General features: G+C 77.3%; 1 pseudogene. It reads right to left on the bottom strand.

The features are described from left to right. Positions 1-401: pseudogene (locus FV233_RS29910) on the bottom strand (ATP-dependent helicase); the annotation flags it as partial.

Genomic DNA, 401 nt, shown 5'->3' with positions numbered 1-401 from the left:
ATCCGGATCGCCGCCGGCCGGGCCAGGGAATCGGCCCGCTCCAGGAAGCCGGCGGCATCCATCGGCGCGTCGCGGCCGCCGCCGAGCCCGCGCCACCACAGCACCGCCTTCTCCCGCTCGTAGCCGCTGCGCCCGGGCCGCAGGCGCACCCGCCAGTCGGCCGCGGCGCCGCCGTCCCGCCAGCCGAGCACGAGGTCGAGCCCGTCCGGGGCGGCCTCCAGGCTCAGGTCCGTCACCGGATGCCAGGGCGCCTCCGCCTTCGCCTCCGGGGCAGGGCCGACCTGCTGCACGTAGAGGCCGGGGCTGCGGGTCGGGCGCAGCAGCGCCACGAGGTCGACCTCCGGGGCGTTGAAGCCGGTGCCGAGCACGCCCACCGAGGTCAGGCAGCGGATTTTTCCAGC

It is taken from the genome of Methylobacterium sp. WL7 (assembly GCF_008040085.1).
GTDB lineage: Bacteria > Pseudomonadota > Alphaproteobacteria > Rhizobiales > Beijerinckiaceae > Methylobacterium > Methylobacterium mesophilicum.
This window is presented reverse-complemented; position numbering and strand designations above follow the sequence as displayed.